General features: G+C 70.1%; 16 protein-coding genes. 10 read left to right on the top strand and 6 right to left on the bottom strand.

Annotation, left to right across the window (positions count from 1 at the left end; all coding sequences use genetic code 11):
* Positions 1 to 380 precede the first annotated feature (380 nt).
* Entirely contained in the window at positions 381 to 1,817 is a 1,437-nt protein-coding gene (locus tag CDO52_RS13495; protein WP_017616705.1) for an XRE family transcriptional regulator, read from the bottom strand.
* A 214-nt stretch (positions 1,818 to 2,031) separates the two neighbouring features.
* Between CDO52_RS13495 and aceA the strand changes: the two genes are divergently transcribed.
* Both aceA and CDO52_RS13485 read left to right on the top strand, forming a co-directional pair.
* Positions 2,032 to 3,330: an isocitrate lyase gene (aceA, locus tag CDO52_RS13490; protein WP_017616706.1), complete on the top strand. Its 1,299-nt coding sequence runs from the start codon at positions 2,032 to 2,034 to the stop codon at positions 3,328 to 3,330.
* Between the two features lie 400 nt (positions 3,331 to 3,730).
* Entirely contained in the window at positions 3,731 to 4,468 is a 738-nt protein-coding gene (locus CDO52_RS13485; RefSeq protein WP_033299023.1) for a CPBP family intramembrane glutamic endopeptidase, read from the top strand.
* Here the strand turns inward: CDO52_RS13485 and CDO52_RS13480 are convergent.
* Entirely contained in the window at positions 4,431 to 5,615 is a 1,185-nt protein-coding gene (locus CDO52_RS13480) for an MFS transporter (protein ID WP_017616708.1), read from the bottom strand. The two genes, CDO52_RS13485 and CDO52_RS13480, sit on opposite strands and share 38 nt — an antisense overlap.
* 253 nt (positions 5,616 to 5,868) lie before the next feature.
* On the opposite strand from CDO52_RS13480, the gene CDO52_RS13475 reads away from it, so the two are divergent.
* Complete coding sequence (locus CDO52_RS13475; RefSeq protein ID WP_026125412.1) at positions 5,869 to 6,549, top strand: FadR/GntR family transcriptional regulator; 681 nt, start codon at positions 5,869 to 5,871, stop codon at positions 6,547 to 6,549.
* A gap of 962 nt (positions 6,550 to 7,511) precedes the next feature.
* Here the strand turns inward: CDO52_RS13475 and CDO52_RS13470 are convergent.
* The 3 genes from CDO52_RS13470 to CDO52_RS13460 all read right to left on the bottom strand — a co-directional run bounded on the left by CDO52_RS13470 (position 7,512) and on the right by CDO52_RS13460 (position 10,386).
* Entirely contained in the window at positions 7,512 to 8,198 is a 687-nt protein-coding gene (locus CDO52_RS13470; RefSeq protein WP_083919673.1) for an RraA family protein, read from the bottom strand.
* Positions 8,199 to 8,377: 179 nt separating this feature from the next.
* Complete coding sequence (gene folP, locus CDO52_RS13465) at positions 8,378 to 9,259, bottom strand: dihydropteroate synthase (RefSeq protein ID WP_198345851.1); 882 nt, start codon at positions 9,257 to 9,259, stop codon at positions 8,378 to 8,380.
* A gap of 155 nt (positions 9,260 to 9,414) precedes the next feature.
* Positions 9,415 to 10,386, bottom strand: a complete 972-nt coding sequence (locus CDO52_RS13460; protein WP_051060628.1) for an Lrp/AsnC family transcriptional regulator — start codon at positions 10,384 to 10,386, stop codon at positions 9,415 to 9,417.
* Between the two features lie 322 nt (positions 10,387 to 10,708).
* Between CDO52_RS13460 and CDO52_RS13455 the strand changes: the two genes are divergently transcribed.
* The 3 genes from CDO52_RS13455 (at position 10,709) to CDO52_RS13445 (ending at position 13,543) form a co-directional block, all read left to right on the top strand.
* Complete coding sequence (locus CDO52_RS13455) at positions 10,709 to 12,244, top strand: LCP family protein (RefSeq protein WP_026125414.1); 1,536 nt, start codon at positions 10,709 to 10,711, stop codon at positions 12,242 to 12,244.
* Between the two features lie 115 nt (positions 12,245 to 12,359).
* Complete coding sequence (locus tag CDO52_RS13450) at positions 12,360 to 12,935, top strand: hypothetical protein (RefSeq protein WP_017616714.1); 576 nt, start codon at positions 12,360 to 12,362, stop codon at positions 12,933 to 12,935.
* On the top strand, positions 12,935 to 13,543 hold the full coding sequence (locus tag CDO52_RS13445) for an OmpA family protein (protein ID WP_017616715.1): 609 nt from the start codon (positions 12,935 to 12,937) through the stop codon (positions 13,541 to 13,543). The genes CDO52_RS13450 and CDO52_RS13445 overlap by 1 nt, the downstream gene beginning before the upstream one ends.
* Positions 13,544 to 13,599: 56 nt before the next feature.
* Here CDO52_RS13445 and CDO52_RS13440 read toward each other — a convergent pair whose 3' ends face one another.
* Entirely contained in the window at positions 13,600 to 14,133 is a 534-nt protein-coding gene (locus CDO52_RS13440; protein ID WP_017616716.1) for a flavin reductase family protein, read from the bottom strand.
* A 253-nt stretch (positions 14,134 to 14,386) separates the two neighbouring features.
* Here CDO52_RS13440 and CDO52_RS13435 point away from each other — a divergent pair, with 253 nt between their 5' ends.
* The 4 genes from CDO52_RS13435 (at position 14,387) to CDO52_RS13420 (ending at position 18,983) form a co-directional block, all read left to right on the top strand.
* Positions 14,387 to 15,139, top strand: coding sequence for a hypothetical protein (locus CDO52_RS13435; RefSeq protein ID WP_017616717.1), 753 nt, complete (start codon positions 14,387 to 14,389; stop codon positions 15,137 to 15,139).
* A 53-nt stretch (positions 15,140 to 15,192) separates the two neighbouring features.
* Complete coding sequence (locus CDO52_RS13430; protein WP_026125416.1) at positions 15,193 to 15,948, top strand: hypothetical protein; 756 nt, start codon at positions 15,193 to 15,195, stop codon at positions 15,946 to 15,948.
* Positions 15,949 to 16,050: 102 nt separating this feature from the next.
* Positions 16,051 to 17,538 (top strand): TldD/PmbA family protein, encoded by a 1,488-nt coding sequence (locus CDO52_RS13425; protein ID WP_026125417.1) that lies wholly within the window; start codon positions 16,051 to 16,053, stop codon positions 17,536 to 17,538.
* On the top strand, positions 17,535 to 18,983 hold the full coding sequence (locus CDO52_RS13420; RefSeq protein WP_017616720.1) for a metallopeptidase TldD-related protein: 1,449 nt from the start codon (positions 17,535 to 17,537) through the stop codon (positions 18,981 to 18,983). The genes CDO52_RS13425 and CDO52_RS13420 overlap by 4 nt, the downstream gene beginning before the upstream one ends.
* Positions 18,984 to 19,019: the final 36 nt, after the last annotated feature.

Raw genomic sequence — 19,019 nt, 5'->3', positions numbered from 1 at the left:
GGCACTGGATGAGCGGGGGGAACGGGGGTTCGTTGGGCAGGGGGAATCGTGGGGGAATTCTGCTGCATGCCTCTTCCCGTGGGTCATTGGGGGACGGAAGCGGGCCAACAGCGCCAACGTTGCAGCAGAGAGTGATCAACCGGTAGATGCGCGCTATGTCGTACATACGTCATGGCGGGAACTGGACAGCCGGCGCCACGGGGCATCCGCGGCCCGGAACGGGGCCGCGCATGGTGGTGGCCGGGGCGCGTGCGCCCCGGCCACCACGGTTTGGTCGGTCTTTCGGGTCGTTTCGCGTGCGGACCGGCCGCCGCCCGGCGCGTTCCGGTGTTCCGGCTGTTCCGGCGCCCCGGTGTCCCGGGCCTCGGCGGCCGCCCCGCTCACTCGGCCGCGTGCCGCTCCAGGAACGTGTACACGTCGGTCTCGTCGACGCCGGGGAAGGTTCCCGACGGCAGCGCCGACAGCACGTGCGAGTGGGCGCGGGCCGAGGGCCACACGTTGCCCTCCCACCGCGAGGCGAGCTCGGAGGGCGGCCGCACACAGCACTCGCCGGTCGGGCAGTTGGACTGGGTGCGGTTGGTGGTCTCGCGCCCGCGGAACCAGCGGGACTCCTTGTAGGGGACGCCGAGCGTGATCGCGAAGTTGCGCTCCCGGCTGGGGTCGACGTGTGCGACGCACCAGTGGGTTCCGTTGGGCTTGTCGGTGTACTGGTAGTAGATCGAGTAGCGGTCGGGCGAGGCGAACACCTGGCGCCCCGACCAGTACCGGCACATCCGCTGGCCCTCGATGGCCCCGGTGTCGTCGGTGGGGAAGATCAGGCCGTCGTTCTCGTAGGCCTTGTAGATGATCCCGGTCTCGTCGTTGCGGATGAAGTGGCAGACCAGGTCCAGGTGGCGGTTGGCCAGGTTGGTGAACCGGTGCGCGGCCATCTCGTAGGAGACGGAGTAGACGTCGCGCAGGTCCTCCACGGACAGGTCGCGCGCTTGCTTGGCCTCCTGGAGGTAGGGCACGGCCGTGGACTCGGGAATGAGCACGGCCGCCGCGAAGTAGTTGGCCTCGACCCGCTGGCGCAGGAAGTCGGCGAAGTCGCGGGGCTGGCTGTGGCCGAGCACGAAGTGCCCCAGCGTCTGCAGCAGGATGGTGCGCGGGCTGTGCATACCCAGTGACTCGCGCTTGAGGTACAGCCGCCGGTTGCGGGTGTCGGTGACCGAGCGGACCGAGCGGGGCAGGTCCTGCACGTAGCGCAGGGTGAACCCGTGGTGGGTGACGATCGACAGGATCTGCCCCTGGGACAGCGCGCCCCCGCTGTAGCCCACGGCATCCAGCGTCTCCTGCGCGGTCTTCTCGATGGCCTCGAAGTAGTTGCCGCGCTCGCGCATCTGCCGCCGCAGGTCGGCGTTGGCCAGCCGCGCCTCCTCGGGGGTGGCGGTGGGCTTGTTGTTCCGGCGCTTGAGCTCGTCGTACAGGCCGACGATGTGCTCCAGGACGTCGTTGGGCACGCGCTTGCCGACCTTGAGGTGCGGGAGGTTGAGCGTCTGGTAGACGGGGTCGCGCTGCGCTTCCTCGACCGCGATCTCCAGCTGGGCGCGGCGGCTCGGCGGCTGGCGGGACAGCAGCTCCTCGACGGAGACGCCGAGCGCCTGGGCGAGGGAGGTGAGCAGGGAGAGCTTGGGCTCGCGCTTGCCGTTCTCGAGCAGCGACAGCTGGGATGGTGCCCGGCCGACGCGTTCTCCCAGGTCAGCGAGGGTCATCTTGCGGCTGCGCCGCAGATGACGAAGCCTCTGGCCAAAGGTGACGAGATCCAGGTCACCCGGCAAAGACGGTATTTCTTCATTCCCGAAGTACGCCATGCGTTCATCATAGGGAAAGAATCAACGTTCTTCGCAAACTTTCGGGTCGAAAAACGCTGGATCTTTGCCCAGAATCATAGTTACCGGCGGGGAACATGACGCCGGGGGCGCCCCAGCTCCCCCGTCCAGTGTCTCCAGCCGGGGCACTTTTCCAGGGGACGATCCGAAGGCAGGACAGACCATGAGCATCACTGGTCGGCAGCAGGAAGCGGCCGCGGCGCTGCAGCAGGAGTGGAAGAACGACCCCCGCTGGGCCGGCATCGAGCGCACGTACTCCGCCGAAGACGTGATCCGCCTGCGCGGCTCGGTCACCGAAGAGCACACGCTGGCCCGCCTCGGCGCCCAGCGGCTCTGGGACCTGCTGCACAGCGAGGACTACGTCAACTCCCTCGGCGCGCTCACCGGCAACCAGGCGGTCCAGCAGGTCCGCGCCGGTCTCAAGGCCATCTACCTCTCCGGTTGGCAGGTGGCGGCCGACGCCAACCTGTCCGGCCACACCTACCCCGACCAGAGCCTGTACCCCGCCAACTCGGTTCCGGCGGTGGTCCGCCGCATCAACAACGCCCTGCTCCGCGCCGACCAGATCTCCTGGTCCGAGGGTGACGACGAGGCGCCGCACTGGCTGGCGCCGATCGTCGCCGACGCCGAGGCCGGGTTCGGCGGCGTGCTCAACGCCTTCGAGCTCATGAAGGGCATGATCGCGTCCGGCGCCGCGGGCGTCCACTGGGAGGACCAGCTCGCCTCCGAGAAGAAGTGCGGCCACCTGGGCGGCAAGGTCCTTATCCCGACCGGCCAGCACATCAAGACCCTGAACGCCGCCCGCCTCGCGGCCGACGTCGCGGGTGTCCCGAGCCTGGTGGTCGCGCGGACCGACGCTCAGGCCGCCACGCTGATCACCAGCGACATCGACGAGCGCGACCACCCCTTCGTCACCGGTGAGCGCACCGGCGAGGGCTTCTACCGGGTCCGCAACGGGCTGGAGGCCTGCGTCGCCCGCGGTCTGGCCTACGCCCCCTACTCCGACCTGCTGTGGATGGAGACCTCCACTCCGGACCTGGAGGTCGCGCGCCAGTTCGCCGAGCGGATCAAGGCCGAGTACCCGGACCAGATGCTCGCCTACAACTGCTCGCCGTCGTTCAACTGGAAGCGGCACCTGGACGACTCCACCATCGCCAAGTTCCAGCGCGAGCTCGGCCACATGGGCTACAAGTTCCAGTTCATCACGCTGGCCGGCTTCCACTCCCTGAACCACTCCATGTTCCACCTGTCCAAGGGCTACGCCGAGAGCGGCATGGCCGCCTACGTGGAGCTGCAGGAGGCCGAGTTCGCCGACGAGGCGCAGGGCTACACCGCGACCCGTCACCAGCGCGAGGTCGGCACCGGCTACTTCGACCAGGTGAGCACGGCCATCACACCGGACGCCTCGACCACCGCCCTCACCGGCTCTACCGAAGAAGACCAGTTCTCAGAGGCTCACTGAGGCATCAGGTCTTCGTTTCCCTGATGGCGACCCGCCCCGCTTTCGTGGCTGGGGCGCGGCGGGTCGCCGTCCTCCCGCCGCCGGTCTCGCGGAAACCGTGTCACTCGCGAGACCGGCGGCTTTGTGCTGTCCGCCGCCCTCTGGGGACGGTCCGCTGTCCTCCTCCGCTGTCCGCCCGACGGCGGACCGGTGGCGTGGGCCGCGGCACGTTGGTGGCATGATCTGGCACATGGCCGATCCCACCTTCGATCCTCAGCCCCGGGTGCCCGAGGGTGGCACAGCGGCGGGCAGCGCCTCCGCGGGCTCCCCCGCGACGCCCGCGGACGGGGCGTCGAGCACGACCCGTGCGGCCGGAGGTGGTCCGCTGCGGCCCGCGGAGCTGACGCGCGGTCTCATCGGCATGGAGATCGCGTGCGTGCTGGCGCTGTCGCTGGGCGCCGCCGCCGTCTCCTCGACGATCTCCTTCGTCGGGGCACTGACCGCGCCGGAGTCCCTAGCCGAGCAGACGGCGAGCCTCATCGGCTCACAGGCCGACGCCGAGCGCCCGTGGCTGGACCTCTCCCGGCAGCTGTTCTCGCTGGCCTTCGTGGTGACGCCGGTGCTGCTCGCGGTGTACCTGCTGCACCGGTCGCGGGAGTCCGCCGCCACGATCGGATTCGACGTGCGCCGCCCCGGCACGGACCTGGCGTCGGGTGCCGGGCTTGCGGCGCTCATCGGGATCGGCGGGCTCGCCGTCTACCTGGTCTCCTGGCAGCTCGGGCTCACTGTGACCGTGGCGCCGAGCGCCCTGAACGAGCACTGGTGGCAGCTCCCGGTGCTCATCCTGCAGGCCGTCAAGAACGGCGTGCTGGAGGAGGTCATCGTCGTGGGCTACCTGATGCTGCGGCTGCGGCAGCTGGGCTGGTCCCCGGTGCGCGCGGCGGTGACCGGATCGCTGCTCCGCGCGACCTACCACCTCTACCAGGGGGTGGGGATGTTCTTCGGCAACCTCGTCATGGGCCTGGTGTTCAGCTGGTTCTACCACCGCTACGGGCGAGTGATGCCGCTGGTGATCGCCCACGCCCTGATCGACGTCATCGCGTTCGTGGGGTCGGTGTACCTCATCGGCCGGGTCGACTGGCTTCCGGGGCCTGCGTGAGCTGGTCCTCCAGGTAGCGGGGGCGACCCAGCAACAGACCCATGCAGAAGTTGAGCGTCATGATGCCGAAGACCATCGCCAAGGGGGCGTGCCAGCCGCCGGTGACGTGGTGCAGCGTGCCGAACAGGAACGGTCCCAGACCGCCCATGAGGTAGCCGAGGCTCTGGCTGGCCGCTGAGAGCGCGGCGGTGGCGGGGGCGGTCCGGGTGCGCACCGCGAAGAACGTCAGCGCGAGGGTGAAGGCGCCCATGCCCAGGCCGAGGAACGTGGTCCAGATCCAGACGCCCTGCAGTGGAGAGAACCACATCCCGGTCAGGCCCACGATGTAGGCGACATAGAAGAACGAGACGAATCCGCGGTGGTCGCGGACGCGGGCCATGAGTCCGGGCAGGACCAGCGAGATCGGAACCGCCAGTGCGGTGAGATACGACAGCAGGATGCCGGCGTTGGCCGCGTCCATGCCCTGGTCGCGGAGCATCTGCGCGAACCAGCCGAAGAGGATGTAGGCGACCGTGGACTGGGTGCCGAAGTACAGGACGCTCTGCCAGCCCATGCGGGTGCGCAGCACGCGGCCCAGGCTCAGCGCCTCGGCGGGGTCGCCCCGCGGCGGCTCGTGGCGCAGCACCAGCAGCCAGGGCACGATCGCGATCACGGCGAAGACAGCGTAGGAGCCCAGCGCCACCCGCCAGCTGCCGGCCGCCTGTTGGACGGGAACGGTGGCGGCGGCAGCGATGGTGGTCCCCAGCGCCAACGTCGTGGTGTAGAGGGTCGTCATCGCGCCGACGCGGCCCGGGAAGTGCTGCTTGACCAGCGTGGGCAGCAGCACGTTGCCGACGGCGCCGCCGGACAGGGCGATGACGCTCAGGACGAGGAACAGCCAGGGGTCCCCGGAGAAGGCGCGGGCGCCCAGCCCCGCGGCGAGCGCGGCCAGCGCGCCGACCAGGACGTGGTGCTCACCGAAGCGCCGGATGAGGGTGGGGGCCAGCGCCCCGAACGCCGCGAAGCACAGCACCGGGAGCGTGGTCAGCACGCCCGCGAGCGTGCCGGACATGTGGAGCCCGCCGGTGACCTCGTCGAGCAGGGGGCCGACGCTGGTGATGGCGGTACGCAGGTTAAGGGCGGCGAGCCCGACACCGGCGATGAGCAACCACGCCACGGAACGCGGACGCGCGCCCCCTGGCGCTGAGGGCTTTATATCGGACTTTTCCGAACTGGTGACCGTGGCGCTTGTCACACGACTCTCACATTCGTAGGATGACAGGATCTGCTTCATGAGCGTAACGCATTGGCCATGCCGGACTATTTCCTCCCCGGAACTGGTCTAAGCTCCGGCTTTAACCGACCGCACATCCGATCGGCCTCCCCCCATGGCGGCCGTCACCTTCCCAGGAGGTAACCGCGTGCCCCTCGCCTCGACGCGTCGGACCGGCCTTGTCGACCAGGTCATCAGTCAATTACGAGCCCAGATCGACTCCGGAGAGTGGCGAGTGGGCGATCGCATCCCGACCGAATCCGAGCTCTCCGAGCAACTGGAGGTTGGGCGGAACACCGTCCGCGAGGCGGTCAGGGCGCTCGCACACGCAGGCCTGCTGGAGATCCGGCAGGGGGCCGGGACCTTCATCCGCGCATCCAGCGAGCTGGGCGGCGCGCTGCGCCGTCGTCTGGAGCGCTCGGAGCTACGGGAGAATCTCGAGGTCCGCCGCGCCCTGGAGATGGAAGCGGCCCGCCTGGCGGCGCTGCGGCACACCGAGGAAGACCTCACCGACATCGACCGCGCTATGGCGCTGCGCGACGCCGCCTGGCGCGAGAAGGACATGGGGGCCTTCGTCGAGGCCGATTTCACCTTCCACCGCGCCATCGTGAACGCGACGCACAACACGCTGCTCATCGAGCTCTACGACGACATCGCCCAGGCAGTCTACGAAAGCATCGCCCACACCGCCTACGCGGAACCGGAGAGCGACGAAGGCATCGACCACGACGGCCTCACCGAAGCCGTCCGCGCCTCCGACCCCGATCGGGCCCTGCGCGAGGCAGCGTGCTACCTGGACGAGCTCATCGCCCGGGCCGGAGAAGACTGACCCCACACGCCCAGGCGTGAGGAAGACCTCACTGCGCCCACCACGGGGGCACAGCGGCGCAGTGAGGGCCCACGCCACCCAATGCGGGCCCGACCTCGTCGGTCAGCGCCAGCGAGAAGCACCACGGCCAGGCCAGCGTTGGGGGCATTCACCCCCGGACGCTCCCTGGCGTGGTGGGGAGGGCGACACCGACGGCCGGTGGGGTCCGCGATCGTCGTTCGGGCGGCGAGCAGCCCCGCGCGCTCGGCGCCCGGTTCGCCACACGTTCCCGCGATGATCACGAGAACCCCGCGGACCATGTCCGCTCTGCCGGAGGGGTTGCCGTGATCACCGCCGTATCGGGGAGCCAGGAGCCAGCGGTCTGCTGGTCGGCCTTGTCGGCGGTGATCTGTCCGGTGTTCGGTGGTGAAAAGCGGCACCGAGGGCCGGTGGGGGTTGGGGCGCCGGGCTCCTCAGGGGCTCGACGACGCCCGGCTCACGGCGGCGCCCCGCCGGGCGACTCCCCGGTGGAACGATGAGGGCGGCACCGACAGCGGGCGGCCCGGAAGACGGATTGCGGGCCACCTGGCGCCGGGTATGCCCGGTTTGCCACAAGTTCCCCGCGATGATCACGGCAATTCTCCCAACAAACCGGACAGAATCGACGACTTTCGCCATGATCATCGGCGGACGAGGCCCACGACAGGGCGCTCCTCCCGCATCACGGAAGCTGTCTCACGCGCGGCGGAACCCCCTGGTTCCGGTCGTCCAGAGGACGCCGACCCGCACGCCCGCACCGCAGCAGGCCCGGGGCAGCACTCCCCCGCCCTCAGGGCTCCAGCCCCACCGACAGTCGAAAGGGCACCCGCACCCCCTCTGCCGCCTTGACCACCCCACCGGGAAGCTAGGCGGAGCGCATGCCCCGACGAGCGCCCGACAGCGGGTCTGACGACCCCACCGGCGCGTCTGCGCGCAGACTCGCGTTAGCGGTGGCCTGGGGCCGCCGGGCGGGGGCCGTCGGCGGTGGGGGCGTCGGGCCACGGTGTGGTGCCGGGTACGGGGCCGCCCTCCCAGCCGACGACGCGGGACGGGTCGAGGTCGAGGATGTCCAGGGTGCTGCGGCCGGAGCACAGGGCGTCGAGGACCTCTTGGTCGTGTGAGACCGATTCCACGGCCTTGGCGACGATGGCGGTGGCCCGGCCACGGGGCAGGCACACCACGCCGTCGTCGTCGGCCGTGATCCAGTCGCCGCGGCGCACCGGGACCGGAGCGCCGCCGGACTTCATCACGATCTCCTGGCCGACCATGCCGCCCGCCTCGCGGCTGGGCTCGCGGACGGAGACGCCTGCGCTCATGACCGGAAGCTGGGCGCGGGCGATGCCCGCTACGTCGCGCACGCACCCGTCGACCACAACGCCGGCCACCTCGCGCATCTGGGCCGCCACGGCGAGGATCGCGTCGATGTAGCCGTATTCGGGTTCACCCGCGACGTCGATGACCAGTGCTGTTCCGGGACGGGCCTGGGCGACGGCCACGTGGATGGCGAGGTTGTCCCCCGGGGCACACCGCACCGGCAGGGCCGTGGCCGCGAACGCCATCTCGGGCCATACGGGGAAGAGGTGCGAACCGAGGGGCCGGGCCCCGCACCGTGTTAGTGCCGCTGTGCCCACCGCCGTCAAGGTATCCGCAAGCGCCACGTCTGCCTCCCATTACACCGCGCCTGAGCGGGCCGCCCCGCAGCGCAGCGCGCTGCGCGGTTGAAATCGACCCGACCCCCTCATACTCACGGGTAACTTCAGCGTGATGCAAGACATACCGGTCGAAAATGAGCAAAAAATGCTACTGGTGGTTACACGCGCTCTTCCTGGGAGTCCTCCAGAACGAGGCCCGCGACGGCGTCCAGCGCGGCCCGTGCGGCGCCCACGTCGTGCACACGGAACACCCGCGCCCCCTCCCATGCCGACACCGCCAGCGTGGCGAGCGTGCCCGCCAGCCGATCGGTGAGCGGAGCGTCGAGCGTCTCCCCGATGAAGTCCTTGTTGGAGACCGCCACCAGGACCGGCCACCGTGTGGCGGCCAGCTCGGCCAAGCGGCGGGTGAGCTCAAGGGAGTGGTAGGTGTTCTTGCCGAAGTCGTGGGTGGGATCGACCAGGATCCGGTCGGGACGCACCCCCACCGTCACGGCACGCTCGGCCAACCCGGTGACGGTCGCGGCGACGTCGGCCATCACATCGTCGTAGGCGACCCGGTGCGGGTCGGTCCGCGGTGCCAGACCGCCGCTGTGACTGCACACCAGCCCCACGTCGAACTCCGCGGCCACCAGCGCCAGGTCCGGGTCGGCACCGGCCCAGGTGTCGTTGATGAGGTCGGCACCGGCCGCGGCGCACTCCCGGCCGACCCGCGCGCGCCAGGTGTCGACCGAGATGACCACGTCGGGGTGGCGCTCACGCAGCTCCGCCACGAAAGGCACGGTGCGGCGGATCTCCTCCTCGGGCGGGACATGCTCGCCGTAGCCGGCCTTGACGCCACCCACGTCGATGATGTCCGCACCGTGCCGCACGGCCACGTCGGCGGCGCGCAGGGCCGCGTCGAAGGCGAAGGTGGCGCCGCGATCGTAGAACGAATCGGGGGTCCGGTTGATGACCCCCATCACCGCGTACCTGCCGGGACCGAACTCGCGCCCGCGCAGCCGGAGCACGCCCCCTGACGGCATGGGTACCGCTAGCCCCATAGCCCGACTCCCCCGTCCGTTCCTCGTCGCGTCGCACCGGCATCGGGCACCGGGCGTCCGGGGATCGATCCGCCCCTGCGCCACGAACCACGCGGACGCCCTTGGGCACACCTGTGGCGACGCGGGCACACGTCCGCAGCCTCGCCGACCGCGGCCTACACCGTCACCGGATCGCCCGAGCATGCTCCCTGCGCGAGCAGGCCGCGCTCTTCCTCGGCCGCCGCGGGCGCGGCCGAGGCTCCCGCGTCACCGCGCCGCCGTTCCTTGGCCACCGACAGATGCTCCCAGGTCTCGAGGTAGGCGACTTCCGTGCTCGACCGGATCGCCTCCACCGCGTCGACCAGCGAGTGGCGGTCGGCCGCTGTCACGCCACCGACGATGTCGTAGCGGCCGAACCCCGTTGCCAGGAACGACACCCCGGACAGCGTACCGATGCGCACAGCGGCGGCGCCCGCGTCCCCCCGGCACCGCACGCCGAATCCGAGCTGCTCGTCGGCGCCCACTACGGACGGTTCCACGAGCGCGGTGACATGAACCACCCCCGCGTCGATGAGCCGCACCACACGAGAGCGCGCCGCCGCCTGCGACAGGCCCACCTGCCGCGCCAGCTCGGCGTAGGAGGCGCGGCCGTCGCGCTGCAGATGGCGCACGAGGCGCCAGTCGAGCGGATCGATGACGATGTCCCGCAGCCTGCGCACACTGCTGTAGGCGTCCTTGATGACGGAGTCGGCGCGGAAGACCTCCACGCCGGTCACGCCGGGCAGCGCGCGTAAGGCGGCGAGTTCGGTGGCCAACGCCTCGTCGTTGCGCACCCGCAGGTCCGCGACGAGGGGGAAGCGGCCCGCTGTCTGCGCAGCGAACGTCACCGCGTCCCGCGGAGCGATCTCCCGTAGAACCGGTGCTACGGGTCCCGAAACACTGAATGAAACCTGGCCCAACACCTCCATGCCGAGAACACCGGCGTGCAGCACGCCCACGATCCGGATCGCACCGGTCCCGACCAGCTGCCTGACCCGCGCGCGCACCGCTGTCCGCGACAGCCCGACTCCGTCCGCGAGCGCTTGATATGTAGCTCTTCCGTCCCCCTGAAGCGCCCGCATGAGCGCAACATCGACCGCATCGAGCACGATGGCATGCCTTTCGTTCCCATGACGGCGCCCTTTCCCCCCGGACACCGCCCCCTCCTGCGGCCAGATCATGGCAGTTGTAGCGTCACTTAACTACTGATCACGAAAGAAACAAGGACTACTTTGGCTCGCGACACGCGGAGAACAGGACATTAGAGCCCCCCGCGTGACATGTTGGACATCATCCGAACATGCTCTCGCCGGGCACCCGTGTGCGAACAACTCCGGCAAAGCGAGACACTGTATCTCCGGAATGTCGCAACCCGGAGATGTATGGGTCGGCGGCATCCGGACATGCTTACGACCAACAGAAAGGACGACTATGGCAGCAGGACGGCAGAAGGAGAAGGAGAGCCGCCCTGCCGGCACTGGTCGTGCGCTGTTGTGGACCGCAGGCTCCGCAGTCCTTCCGGGACTCGCACACCTCCGTACCGGGCGAAGAACGGCCGGATGGGTCATCCTCGGCGTCTACCTGGTCCTGATCGCGGCCGCCATCGTCGCCGCCATGGTGGCGCACGGCGACCTCACGATGAGTGCCGCCATCGCCGTGCAGGGGCGCTGGCTGCTCACCGCCGCCACCGTCGCCTTCGTCATCGCCGTGCTGTGGATGACCGTCGTCATCCACTCATGGGTCATCACCCGGCCGGAGTCCGCGGGAGTGGGGGTGAAGCTGGCCGGGGGGACGCTGGTGCTCGCGCTGTGTCTGATGATCGCCGCACCCGCCGGGGCGGTCGTCTACGGCGCCTACACCGCTCACGACGCGATCTCCTCGGTGTTCGGCCCGGAACCCGATGACCCGCACGGCGCGCTCGCCGGCCGCTGGGGCGACGACCAGGCCCGTGTCAACGTCCTGCTGATCGGTGGCGACTCCGGCAGCAACCGCTATGGCATGCGCACCGACTCGATGATGGTGGCCAGCATCGACGTCGAGTACGGCGACGTCGTCCTCATCGGCATCCCCCGCAACCTGGAAAACGCGCAGTTCCCCAAGGACACCGCGCTCGCCAAGCGGTTCCCGCCGCCGCACGGCTTCAACGACCTGCTCAACGAGGTCTACCAGACCGTCGCCGAGAACCCGCAGGAACTGGCCTTCGACCCCACCGCCAAGGACCCCGCCGCCGACACCCTGAAGGGCGTCATCGGCCACCTCCTCGACATCGACCTCGACTACTACGCGCTGGTCGACATGAAGGGCTTCGAAGGCCTCATCGACGCCATCGGCGGTATCCGGGTGCACATCGACAAGCCGATCCCCTACGGCCAGCGGGGCGACATCCTGCAGCCCGGCGACCGGGTCCTCACGGGCAACGAGGCACTGTGGTACGGACGCAGCCGGGTCAACAGCGACGACTACACGCGCATGGGGCGCCAGGGCTGCCTCATCAAGTACGTCGCCGAGCAGGCCGAGCCGACCAAGATCCTGACCAGCTTCCAGTCACTGGCCGGCGCCGCCAAGCAGACGCTGCGGACCGACATCCCGCCGTCCCGCCTGCCCGCGTTCATCGAACTCGCCGACCGGGTCAAGAACGAGGGCGATATGCGGACGTTCCAGCTCTCGCCGCCGCAGGTGAACACGGCCTACCCGGACTGGAAGGAGATCCAGCACCTGGTCTCCGACGCCGTGCAGAAGCAGGAGGGCGAGCAGGGCAAGCAGGGTCCGGACACGGCGAAGGGCACCCCCAAGGACGCGCCCTCCCCCGCCCCGTCGGCCGCCCCCAGCGGAGAGAAGAAGGACGACAGCCAGGTCGGCGAGTCCACCCAGTGGCAGGAGTACTCCGGCCGCCCCGAGCCCTCGCCGACGACGCCCGGCCGACAGGTGGGCGATGCGGCCGCGTCGCTGGACACCCTCTGCCCCTAGGCTGACCCGAGGTGTGACGGAACCTTTTCCCGGGCGCCGGCGTCGGACCATCCGACGCCGGCGTTTCCGGTGCACCACCCTCATCCCCCTTTCCCCCTGAGGAGTGAACGAGTAAGTGCGAACCCCCCTGAAGGCATCGGTCTGCGCGGTCGCGCTGGCGGCCCTGCTGAGCGGCTGCGGCATGCTCGGCGGCGACGGCGCGGACGAGAAGGACGAGAAGAAGGGCCAGGGGCAGGCGTCCCAGGAGCCAGGCACCGCACCCAAGGCGGACAACGTCATCGGCGAGGCCACGTTCGACTACCACGGTGGCAAGGGGGAGGTGAAGTTCGAGATCAACTCCCTCACCGTGCGCGGGGACCTGCTGCAGATGGACTACACGGTGACGCCCGGGAAGCCGAGCTCAGGCGCTATGCGCAATCCGTACGTGCGAAAGCTTTTCGATGTGGGCCACGGCGAATCCGCCCACCTCATCGATATGGCCAACCTGAGGCGGCATTCCATCGTCAAGGACGGCAACGGCGACTACCTGGAACCGCATCCCTGGGACACAGACCTTACCTACGGTGAGCCGAAGCAGCTGAGTGTTATATTCGCCGCGCCCCCGGAAAACACGGAGGCGATGGATGTCTACCTCTACGACTTCCCGCCCATTATGAACGTGCCGGTGACCCGTTCCGAGGGGGACGCCTGATGCGCGGCGGTGGCGCGGCCCGACGCGCGCTGACAGTGGTCCCCGCTCTCGCCCTGGTCGCCGCCCTGTCCGGGACCGCCGCAGCGGAGACACCGCCCGATTTCAGCGATCTCAATCCGAACGACATCTCACGCAGCGCGGTGGAGGACTCCGTCTCCGACATCAACCCCTCGGAGTTCGTCACGGGTATCGACCCCTCGGGCTTCGTTGAGGAGCTGGAGCAGGAGGAGGTCGAGGGCTCGACCACCACGGTCACCATCTCCGCCGACGTCCTCTTCGAGTTCGACGAGGCCACGCTGAACAAGGGCGCGGAGAAGCAGCTGACGAGCGTTGCCGAGCGCCTGAAGAACGTCACGGGCACTGTCGAGGTCGTCGGACACTCCGATGGGATCGGTGACGACGACTACAACAAGAAGCTCTCCGAGGACCGCGCCAAAGCCGTGAAGAAGGCGCTGGAGGACGAACTCGGATCCGACGGCCCCGACATCGAGGCCACTGGTAAGGGCTCCTCAGATCCCGTCGCCGAGGAAACCGACGACGACGGCAACGACATGCCCTCCGCCCGCGCGAAGAACCGCCGCGTGGAGATCAGCTTCGAGGGGTCCTAGCAGCGCGGGCGCCGCACCGCGCCCGCGCCTGCACCAGTTCTGGTCGGTCCGGCCGCTCAGGCCTCGAAGCGCCCGTACCGGCCGCGGTGGTACAGCAGTGGACGGCCGCCGTCCCCGGCCTGAACCTCCGCCGCGGCCACGCGGCCCACCACGAGCCAGTGGTCGCCCACGGCCAGCAGATCGTGGCGGCGGCACAGGATGTGTCCCACCGCGTCCTCGATCAGCGGGAGTCCCTCGGCTCCCGGCCGCCACCGCGTGGGCGGGGCGAACCGGTCGACGCCCTTGGTGGCGAACCGCTGCGCGGTCTCCCACTGGTCTTCGGAGAGGACGTTGACCGCGAAGGCGGGCGCGTCGCGGATCCCGGGCCAGGTGCCCGACCGCGCGTCGATGTAGAAGGAGACCAGTGGCGGGTCCAGACTCACGCTGGTGAACGAGGTCGCGGTCACGCCCACCGGGCCGGTGGCCGGAGCCGCGGTCACCACGACGACCCCGGCGGCGTGCGAGCCCAGGGCTCGGCGGAACGTCTCGGCGCCCACACCCGCCTCGCGCGGCAGCCGCTCGGGCTCCTCCGCGCGGTCGGGTTCGGCCATCGTTCCTGCCCACGCCCCTGTCACTGGCGATATCCGCACGCACGCCTCCATCTCGGCCGTCGTCGCGCCCCGGCCTCCCTCTGGTCCTCTCGGGACAACCGCAGCCGTCAACACCGTATGCCCGATCCAAGGCCGACCACCACGACACAACTCACATATGTGGCCGGATACGGCCAATGACATGCCTTTCCATTGATCGGCATGATCATCTCGTGTGACGCTCACCGTGGTGTACCCAGCGACGGGAGCCCCCATGAGCGTCGCCCAGTTTTGGCTACTGATCGGACTCGGCGTACTGCACGGCGTGAATCCCGCGATGGGGTGGCTGCTCGCAACCGCCCGCGGGCTTCAGGAACGCCGAAGATCGGCGGTGCTGGGGGCGGTGCCGGCGCTCGCCGTGGGACACGCGGCGTCGATCGCGCTGGTCACCGTCGTCATCACGGTCACCGGTTCCCTGGTCGTCTCTCGCTGGTTTTCGGTGATCGGTGGTGCCGTGGTCGTCGCCGCCGGCCTGTGGGTGCTGCTGGCGCGGCACAGCTTCCACTGGCGGGACGTGCGGATGTCGCTGTGGCAGCTGACCGGATGGTCGTTCCTGATGGCATCGATGCACGGAGCCGGGCTGATGCTGCTGCCGATCCTCTCGGGCAACATCGGGGAGGCCAACACCGCGGGCCACGGCCACAGCGGGCATACGGCTCACTCGGGTCATTCCCACCTCATCGCGCACGACACCGCCGCCGCCGATTCCGCGCCACCTGACGCCGGAGTGGCATCGGACGCCATGGCCATGGGCGGAGGGTGGAGCCTCGTGGACCTGACGATGCTGGGCGTGTTCGCCACCGCCGTGCACACGGCCGCGATGTTCGTCGCCGTCGCAGTGAGCGCGCTGATCGCCTACGACTTCCTCGGTGTGCGGGCCATGCGGCTGCGCTGGGTCACCCTGGACCGCGTATGGGCGTTCACCCTCATCGTCGGGGGCGTGTTCGTTCTGTGGACCGCCATGTGAGGCCGATTCCGGTGGTCCCGCGCGCCCCGACCTGAGCCACTAGAGTCATGGCTATGCGCGCACGAAGCGCCCGAGGGCGCCGGACGCTGGTGGTCCTCGTGGTTGCAGCGGCCCTGATCGGATCACTCGTAGTGGCCGGTCCGTGGCTGATGGAGCGCGCCGGGTTCGACGCGACCGCGCTGCCGTGGGGGCCGCCGTGCTCGGTGCGGACCGAGGACGGCACCGTGGCGCTGTCCGTGGACGACGCCCGGCTGGCGACCACGGCCGTGGCCCTACGGGCACGGGGCGCCGACGCACCCGACACGTCCGCCATCGACGAGGCCGTACTGCGCCGCCTGGCCGACGGGCCGCGAGGCGACGCGGGCCCCGTCCTCACCTGCCGCGCGTCCACCACGTCCGGTCTCGCCGCCGAGGGGCTCACCGAGTCCGGGCTGACCCCGCGCGCCGAGAGGGTGCGCGCGGCGATGGCCGAGGTGTTCGGGGAGCAGAGCCTCGGCGGGTTCGAGCCGGGCGGGATCAGCGACGGCCACGGCACGGACTCCCCGCACTACGACGGCCGCGCCATCGACGTCTTCTACCGGCCGGTGAGCGAGGAGAACAGGCGCGAGGGCTGGCTGCTCGCCCATTGGCTGGTGGCCCATGCCGAGAAGCTGCACCTGGCCAACGTCATCTTCGACGACAGGATCTGGAACGTCCGCGGCTCGGCCGGCGGGTGGTGGGACTACGACGCTCCCGACCCGGACAACGAGATCCTGCGCCACCTCGACCACGTGCACGTCGACGTCCAGCGCGGCTCCGACACTGGGTGAGCCGGGCACCCCGGGGAAGCGACGGCAGCGGCTCCCGTGCGGAGGACGGCGCGCGCGTCGCCCTCTGGTTCTCGGCCGGTTCCCCCGTTAAGTTGGGGAACCGTGCCTGATATCGACCCGGATTTCCTCGCCCTCCCACTCCGCGGGTTGGCCGACGCGGCGCTCCAGCGCGCTCGCGACCTCGGCGCCGACCACGCGGACTTCCGACTGGAACGCGTCCGTGAGCGGCGGCTCTCGCTGAGCGACGGCGCCGTGGAGACCGCCGCGGACTCCGACACCCTCGGGTTCGCGGTACGCGTGATCCACAACGGCGTCTGGGGATTCGCCGCCGGAACCGACCTGACGCCTGACGCGGCGACAGCGGTCGCCGCCCGCGCCATCGAGGTCGCCAAGGTCGCCGCCGACGTCACCACCGAACGCATCGAACTGGCCCCGGAACCCGCCCACCCCGACGCCACTTGGGTATCGCCCTACGAGGTCGACCCCTTTGGCATTCCGGTGCGGGAGCAGACCTCGCTGCTGGCCGCGTGGAGCCGCCGCCTCCTGGAGGACGCCCGCGTCGACCACGTGGACGCGACGCTCTCCCAGGTCAAGGAACAGAAGTTCTACGCCGACACCGCCGGCACGGTCACCACGCAGCAGCGCGTGCGGATCGCTCCGGAGGCCGAGGTGCTGGCCACGCGGGACGGCCTGCTGGACAGCATGCGCACGATCTCTCCGCCCGCGGGGCGCGGTTGGGAGTACATGCCCACCGTCGAGGCGGAGCTGGCCGACCTCCCCGACCTCCTCGCCGAGAAGCTCGCCGCGCCCAGTGTCGAGGCGAGCAACTACGACCTGGTCATCCACCCGTCCCAGCTGTGGCTGACGATCCACGAGTCCATCGGCCACGCCACCGAGCTGGACCGCGCGCTGGGCTACGAGGCCGCCTACGCGGGGACCTCGTTCGCGACGGTGGACAAGCTCGGCTCGCTGCAGTACGGCTCGCCCATCATGAACGTCACCGGTGACCGGACCGTCGAGAACGGGCTGGCCAGCATCGGCTACGACGACGAGGGCGTGGCCACGTCCTCCTTCGACCTGGTGCGCGACGGCGTCCTCGTCGGCTACCAGCGCGACCGCCGTATCTCGGCGCTGCAGGGCGAGCCCGCCTCCAACGGGTGCGCGTTTGCCGACTCCCCGGCGACCATGCCGATCCAGCGCATGGCCAACGTGTCGCTGGCGCCCGCGAAGAACGGGCCCTCCACCGAGGAGCTCATCTCCGGTGTGGAGCGCGGCATCTACATCATCGGCGACCGCAGCTGGTCGATCGACATGCAGCGGTACAACTTCCAGTTCACCGGGCAGCGCTTCTACCGGATCGAGAACGGGCGACTCACGGGGATGCTGCGGGACGTCGCCTACCAGGCGACCACGACCGATTTCTGGAACGCGATGACGGCGGTCGGTGGTCCGCAGACCTACGTCCTCGGCGGCACGTTCCGATGCGGCAAGGGGCAGCCCGGCCAGGTGGCCGCCGTCAGCCACGGCTGCCCGAGCGCGCTGTTCTCCGATGTGCGGGTCCTCAACACGGTTCAGGAGGCGGGAAAGTGAGCCGATCGTCGTCGACCGCCCAGGAGGTCGTGGAGCGTGCGCTGAAGCTGTCCCGCAGCGACGGCTGCATGGTGCTGGTCGAGGAACGGAGCACGGCGAACCTGCGCTGGGCCGGGAACTCGCTGACGACCAACGGCGTCACCGAGGGCCGGACCGTCACGGTCATCGCGCTGACCGAGGGGACGCACGGCACGTCCGTGGGTGTGATGGAGCGCAGTGGGCTGCGGACGGAGGCCGATGGGGACGCGGTCCCCGGGGCTCCGGACGAGCTGGAGGAGCTGGTCCGCGCCGCCGAGAAGGCGAGCCGCGAGGCGGTCCCGGCCGAGGACGCCCAGCCGCTGCTGACGCCGCAGGAGGCGGGTGCCGGAGGCGACTGGGACGCCGCGCCCACGGCCACGGACATCTCGGTGTTCGCCGACCTCGCGCCGGGGCTGGGGCGGGAGTTCGATCGCTGCGCCGCCTCCCACCACCTGCTCTACGGGTATGCCGAGCACGCGGTGACCTCGACGTTCCTGGGCACATCCAGCGGGCTGCGGCTGCGCCACGACCAGCCCACCGGCACGGTGGAGCTGAACGCGAAGTCGGCGGCGCCGGGCGTGCTGGGCGGTCACTCAACCTGGGTGGGGCAGGCCACCCGGGACTTCACCGACGTGGACACCGGGGCGCTCGGAGCGGAGCTGAACCGGCGGATGGAGTGGGCGCGGAACCGGGTGGACCTCCCTGCGGGCCGGTACGAGACGTTGCTCCCGCCGGCGGCCGTCGCCGACCTGATGATCGATCTGTACGGGGAGAACGGCGGGCGGGACGCGGTCGAGGGTCGGACGGTGTTCTCCGGCGCCGATGGCGGGACCCGGATCGGCGAGCGGTTGGCGCGGCTGCCCCTGAACCTCTACAGCGACCCGGCCGCCGCGGGGCTGGAGTGTGCCCCGTTCGTGCTGACCGGCGCGCCGGGGCGGCGCATCACAGCGTTCGACAACGGGCTTCCGCTGCGGCGCACGGAGTGGATCTCCGGCGGCGAGCTGGCCGCGCTGAACCAGACCCGGCACTCGGCCGGGCTCACCGGGCTGCCCATGACCGGCCACATCGACAACCTCGTCCTGGACCTCCCGGAGGCGTCGGCGACGCTGGACGACATGATCGCCGGTACCGAGCGTGGCCTGCTGCTGACGTGCCTGTGGTACATCCGGATGGTCGACCCGCAGACGCTGCTGCTGACCGGGCTCACGCGTGACGGCGTCTACCTGGTGGAGGACGGGAAGGTCAGCGGCGCGGTGAACAACTTCCGGTTCAACGAGTCGCCGGTGAGCCTGCTGGAGCGGGCCACCGAGGCCGGGGCGTCGACGCGGACGCTGAGCCGCGAGACGGGCGACTTCTTCTCGCGTACGGCCATGCCGCCGCTGCGGATCCCGGACTTCAACATGTCCACGGTGAGCCAGGCGTCCTGATGGCGTCGAGCGCCCGTGCACCACGGCACGGGCGCG

The sequence above is a fragment of the Nocardiopsis gilva YIM 90087 genome (genome assembly GCF_002263495.1).
Taxonomy (GTDB): Bacteria; Actinomycetota; Actinomycetes; order Streptosporangiales; family Streptosporangiaceae; genus Nocardiopsis_C; species Nocardiopsis_C gilva.
The sequence above is the reverse complement of the archived record's forward strand: the minus strand, read 5'-3'. Positions and strand labels throughout refer to the sequence as shown.

Bases quoted from the DNA above. Each gene is read 5' to 3' on its own strand.
- folP (WP_198345851.1), bottom strand. From the start codon at position 9,259: ATGGGGCTAGCGGTACCCATGCCGTCAGGGGGCGTGCTCCGGCTGCGC.
- CDO52_RS13485 (WP_033299023.1), top strand. From the start codon at position 3,731: ATGGAGATCGCGTGCGTGCTGGCGCTGTCGCTGGGCGCCGCCGCCGTC.
- CDO52_RS13455 (WP_026125414.1), top strand. From the start codon at position 10,709: ATGGCAGCAGGACGGCAGAAGGAGAAGGAGAGCCGCCCTGCCGGCACT.
- CDO52_RS13440 (WP_017616716.1), bottom strand. From the start codon at position 14,133: ATGGCCGAACCCGACCGCGCGGAGGAGCCCGAGCGGCTGCCGCGCGAG.
- CDO52_RS13430 (WP_026125416.1), top strand. From the start codon at position 15,193: ATGCGCGCACGAAGCGCCCGAGGGCGCCGGACGCTGGTGGTCCTCGTG.
- CDO52_RS13435 (WP_017616717.1), top strand. From the start codon at position 14,387: ATGAGCGTCGCCCAGTTTTGGCTACTGATCGGACTCGGCGTACTGCAC.
- CDO52_RS13445 (WP_017616715.1), top strand. From the start codon at position 12,935: ATGCGCGGCGGTGGCGCGGCCCGACGCGCGCTGACAGTGGTCCCCGCT.
- aceA (WP_017616706.1), top strand. From the start codon at position 2,032: ATGAGCATCACTGGTCGGCAGCAGGAAGCGGCCGCGGCGCTGCAGCAG.